2 protein-coding genes are annotated in these 5,189 nt (G+C 66.8%); both read left to right on the forward strand.

Features of this window, described 5'->3' with window-relative positions; all coding sequences use genetic code 11:
* Positions 1-217 precede the first annotated feature (217 nt).
* Entirely contained in the window at positions 218-3,025 is a 2,808-nt protein-coding gene (locus tag QZY48_RS12970; protein ID WP_295431275.1) for a chemotaxis protein CheB, read from the forward strand.
* On the forward strand, positions 3,022-4,983 hold the full coding sequence (locus QZY48_RS12975) for a diguanylate cyclase (RefSeq protein ID WP_295431276.1): 1,962 nt from the start codon (positions 3,022-3,024) through the stop codon (positions 4,981-4,983). The genes QZY48_RS12970 and QZY48_RS12975 overlap by 4 nt, the downstream gene beginning before the upstream one ends.
* Positions 4,984-5,189: the final 206 nt, after the last annotated feature.

Raw genomic sequence — 5,189 nt, forward strand, 5'->3', positions numbered from 1 at the left:
ACGACAACGACAACGACAACGACAACGACGCCCGGCCCGTGAGAAGGTCCGGTCGCTGTAGGACACGGGATCGGCGTCAACACATCAGTTCTGATCGCACCCGCGGCCGCGCCCCTCCTTGCCCGGCGCCCACGGCAGCGCTAAGCTAAGCGACCCCCGGTTGCGGGTGGCCGGAACTCCTGAACAACCCTAGGTGTCGCGTACCGCGAGGCGGATCATGAAAAAAGCAGCCGCGCCTCCCAAGCATCAGTCCACCGGAGCCCCCCCAAGCAGCGCCCAACCCCCGCCCGGCGCCCCCGCTGAGTCTACCCCGGTCGCCCCCGACGGCGCCCCGCCGCTCGACCAGGGTTTTCCCATTGTCGGCATCGGCGCCTCGGCCGGCGGACTGGAGGCGCTGGAACTCTTCCTGGGCGCGGTCCCGCCGACCTGCGGACTCGCCTTCGTCGTGGTTCAACACCTGGACCCGACCTACCAGGGCAATATGGCGGAACTGCTCCAGCGCGCCACCGCCATGTCGGTCGCCCAGATCAAGGACCGCCTGAAGGTCGTGCCCGGACACGTCTATGTGATCCCGCCCAACCGGGACCTGTCCATTCTCCACGGCGTGCTGCACCTGCTGGAGCCGGTCGCGCCGCGCGGGCTGCGCCTGCCGATCGATTTCTTCTTGCGCGCCCTGGCCGAGGATCAGCACGAGCAGGGTCTGGGTGTCATCCTCTCGGGCATGGGCTCGGACGGCACCCTCGGGCTGCGCGCCATCAAGGAGCGGGGCGGCGCCGTCTTTGTGCAGGACCCGGCCTCGGCCAAGTTCGACAGTATGCCGCGCAGCGCCATCGCGGCCGGTCTGGCCGATGTGGTCGCACCGCCCGAGCAGTTGGCCGGGCGGATCCTCGCCTTTCTCAAGCGCCTGCCATCCCTGGTGGCCCCGTCCGACCTGTCGCTGGCGGACCCCAACCAGAGCGCCCTGGAGAAGGTCGTGGTGATGCTGCGCACCCGCACCGGCCACGACTTCTCCGCCTACAAGAAGAGCACCCTCTACCGCCGCATCGAGCGGCGGCTGGGCCTGCACCAGTTGGACCGGATCGCGGACTATGTCCACTACGTGCGGGAGAATCCCCAGGAACTGGACCTGCTCTTCAAGGAACTGCTGATCGGTGTGACGAGCTTCTTCCGCGACCCCGCGGTCTGGGAACAATTAAAGACCAGCGTCATCCCGGGGCTGCTGGCCGCCCATCCCGATGGCGCGACCCTGCGCCTCTGGAGCGCCGGCTGCTCGACCGGCGAGGAGGCCTATTCGCTGGCCATGGTCCTGCGCGAGGCCCTGGCGGAGGTGCAGTCGCCCGTGCGCTATGCCTTCCAGGTCTTTGCCACCGATCTCGACCGGGATGCCATCGACCGGGCCCGCGCCGGCATCTATCCCGCGACTATCTCCGCCGATTGCTCGACGGAACGCCTGCACCGGTTCTTCGTCCAGAATGAACACGGCTACCAGGTGAACAAAGACATCCGTGAGATGCTGATCTTTGCCACCCAGAACCTGGTCATGGACCCGCCCTTCACCAGGCTCGACCTGCTCTTCTGCCGCAACCTGCTCATTTATCTGGACGCCGGCCTGCAGAAGAAGCTGATCCCCCTCTTTCACTACAGCCTCAACCCCGGCGGTATCCTGGTGCTGGGTAACTCGGAGACCATCGGCCTGCACCAGGAGCTCTTTACCCCCTTGCCCGGCAAGACCCGCATCTACCAACGCCGTGACGTCGCGCGGGGAAACGCGGTCGAATTGCCAGCCGTCTTTGCGCCCGCCCCGACGGCGTTGCGCCGCCTCACGACGCCCGCGCCCTTGTCGGCCCAGAGTCTGCAGTCGCTGATCGAACCCTTGCTGCTGCGGCACTATTGCCCGGCGGCGGTACTGGCCACCGAGCAGGGCGACTTGGTGTACATCAGCGGGAAGACGGGAAGATACCTGGAACCGGCGGCCGGCAAGGTCGACCTGAACGTCTTCAAAATGGCCCGTGAGGGGCTGAAGGCCGCCTTGAGCGAGGTCTTTCACAAGGCCGTGCGGCAGCAGGCCAGCATCACCGTCACGGCGGTCAAGGTCGCGGGCAGCGACGGCGAACTGCTCGTGGACCTGAGCGTTCAACCCCTGGCCGAGCCGACGACTGGGCCGCGGGGAATGGTGTTGATCGTCTTCACGGAGGTGCGCGCCGCGCCTGCGGCGCGCGTGCCGACCGCGGGCGACGCCGACGCCCGCCAGGACGAATTGGCACAGGAACTGCTGCACTCCCGCGAGGAATTGCAGACCACGCGCGAGGAGATGCAGACCTCACAGGAGGAACTGAGATCCGCCAACGAGGAACTGCAATCCACCAACGAGGAATTGCAGAGCACCAACGAGGAGTTGACCACCTCCAAGGAGGAGATGCAGTCCATGAACGAAGAGTTGCAGACGGTCAACCACGAGCTGCAGTCCCGGGTGGAGGCCCTGTCGCGGGTCAGCGACGACCTGTCCAACCTGCTCAACAGCACCGATATCGCGACCCTGTTTCTGGACAACCAGCTCAAGGTCAGGCGTTTCACCACCGAGATCAGCAGCATCTTCCAACTGATCCCCGGCGACCTCGGCCGGCCCATCAGCGACCTGGTGAGCAGCCTGGACTATCCCGGTTTGCTCGCGGACAGCCGGGAGGTGCTGCGCTCGCTCATCTTTCATGAGCAACAGGCGGCGACCCATGACGGGCGCTGGTTTAGGGTGCGCATCATCCCCTACCGCACCCAGGACAATCGGATCGATGGCGTGGCGGTCACCTTTGTCGATATCAGCGACACCAAGTCACTGGAGGCGAAGATGGGCGAGGACGTGGCGATCTTGCAGGGCCGGGTCGCCGAGCAGGCGACCGAGCTGGAGGCGGCCGGGCGCCGGGAAGACGATCTGCGTACCGCGCGGACCCTGCCCGAACGGCGCCTCGCGGACCTGACAGAGGAACCGCGCGGGCCCCGGGGGGATACGCTGGCGGGGCAAGAACCGTGAACCATGACCAGGCCGGCGCTGCCGCCGAACTGCGTCGCCAGGCGGAAGAACGCCTGCGCCGGCTCACGCCGGACGGGGAGGCCCTAAGGTCAACCGCTGAAACACAACGCCTGCTGCACGACCTGCAGGTCCACCAGATCGAACTGGAGATACAGAACGAGCAGTTGCGCGAATCGCAGGCGCAGTTGGAAGCGGCCACGCAACGCTATATCGACCTCTATGACTTCGCGCCCGTGGGCTATCTGACGCTGGACCCGCAGGGCACCATGACCCAAATGAATCTGACCGCGGTGCGCCTGCTGGGTTATGAACGCGCCCGACTGCAGGACCGGCGCTTCGGGATCTTCGTCGCCGCGGGCCATCTTCCCGCTTTCAACTCACTGCTGGAGCGGGTCTTTGCCACCGAGTCCAAGCACCACTGCCGGGTCGAACTGGCGAGCGGCGACCAACCGGCGCTAACCGTCGACATCGAGGCGCTGCGTGCGGCCGATGGACAGTCCGCTCGCGCGATCGTGGTCGACATCACCGAGCGCGTGCGGATGGAACAGGCGCTGGCGCAGGCACGCGACGCGGCCATCCGGTTCGAGGTCGATCAGCGGTTTGGCGCCTTGGCCCACCAGGGCATCGTCGGCCTGGTGGAGGCCGATGCCGCCGGTCGCCTGACCCTCGTCAACGACCGCTTCTGTGCCATTATCGGGCGTACCCGCGAGGAATTGCTGTGCCTGCGGGTGCAGGACCTCACGCACCCCGACGACCTGGCGCAGAGCGATGAATTACTCCATCGTCTGGCGGCCGGGGCGAGCGGTTTGACAATCTCTAAGCGCTATGTGCGCGGCGATGGGCGGCCGGTGTGGGCGAGCGTTGCCGTATCGCTGCTCCGGGACGCCGCGGGCCAGGCCTCGAGTTACGCGGCGGTGGTGCTGGACATCACCGAACAGCGGCGCCAGGAGGAGCAATTGCGCCGGGCGCACGACCTGCTGGCGATGGCCGAACGCGCGGCCGGGGCCGGCGCCTGGGACTGGGACATGGTCAACGGCAAGATGGATTGGACGGACGAGCTGTTTCGGCTCTTCGGTTTGGACCCGACCACCAATCAGGCGAGTTTGGATACCTGGCACGCCGCGCTGCACCCCGACGACTGGCCGCCAACCGAACAGTGCATGAACGAGGCCATTCGCGAGCACCGGCCCTATGCGACGACCTATCGCATCGCGCTGCCCGCGGGCGCGATCCGCTGGCTCGATGCCTATGGTCAGGTGACTTATGACGAGGTGTCCGGTGCGCCGCTGCGCTTTTCCGGCATCTGTATCGACGTGAGCGCGCGCCGGCAGTCGGAAATGGCGCTACGCGAGAGTGAGCAGCGCTTCCGCGCGCTCAATGCCGAACTGGAGGAAAAGGTGGCGGCGCGCACCGCCGAATTGGCGCTGGCCAATGAGGAATTGCGCCATCTTTCCCGGCATGACGCGCTGACCGGGCTGCACAACCGCTTGGCGGCCATTGAGCGCCTGCACGGCGAATTCGTGGCCATGAAGCGCTCACGCCACCCCTACGCGGTGGTGCTCATGGATATCGACCTGTTCAAGCGCGTCAACGACACCCATGGCCATGCCGTCGGCGATCAGGTGTTGAAACGGGTGGCGCGGACCCTGGAGGCGACGCTGCGCGAAAGCGATTTCGTCGCCCGTTATGGCGGTGAGGAGTTCCTCGCGGTGTTGCCTGCCACCGACCTCACCGCCGCCGGCCTGGTGGCCGAGAAGCTGCGTCAGGCGGTCGAGTCCGCGCCCGACCCCATCGCCGGCCCCATTACGCTCAGCCTCGGTCTAGCGCTCGCCGACCCGGAACAACCCGACGAGGACGCCGCCGTGCGTGAGGCCGACGACGCGCTCTATGAGGCCAAGCGGGCCGGCCGCAACCGGTGGAAGGCCGCCGGGGGGAGCGGGCGATATCAATGCCGTTAAGTTAAGCGCTGTCGGCTCCCACGCAGGAGCGTGGGAGCCAGAGGATAGGGAGAAGATTTCTCACGCCAAGGCGCCAAGTCGCCAAGAAATCGCGCGGCACCGCAACGCGGATCTGAGACCGCCGCCCGGTCGCGGCGCGGCTACTGGGAGCGCCGCACCCCAGTGCGGCGACGGCCTCGCGAGCACACGCAAGGCCGGGGGCGCCG

The organism is uncultured Thiodictyon sp. (assembly GCF_903828115.1).
Lineage (GTDB): Bacteria > Pseudomonadota > Gammaproteobacteria > Chromatiales > Chromatiaceae > Thiodictyon.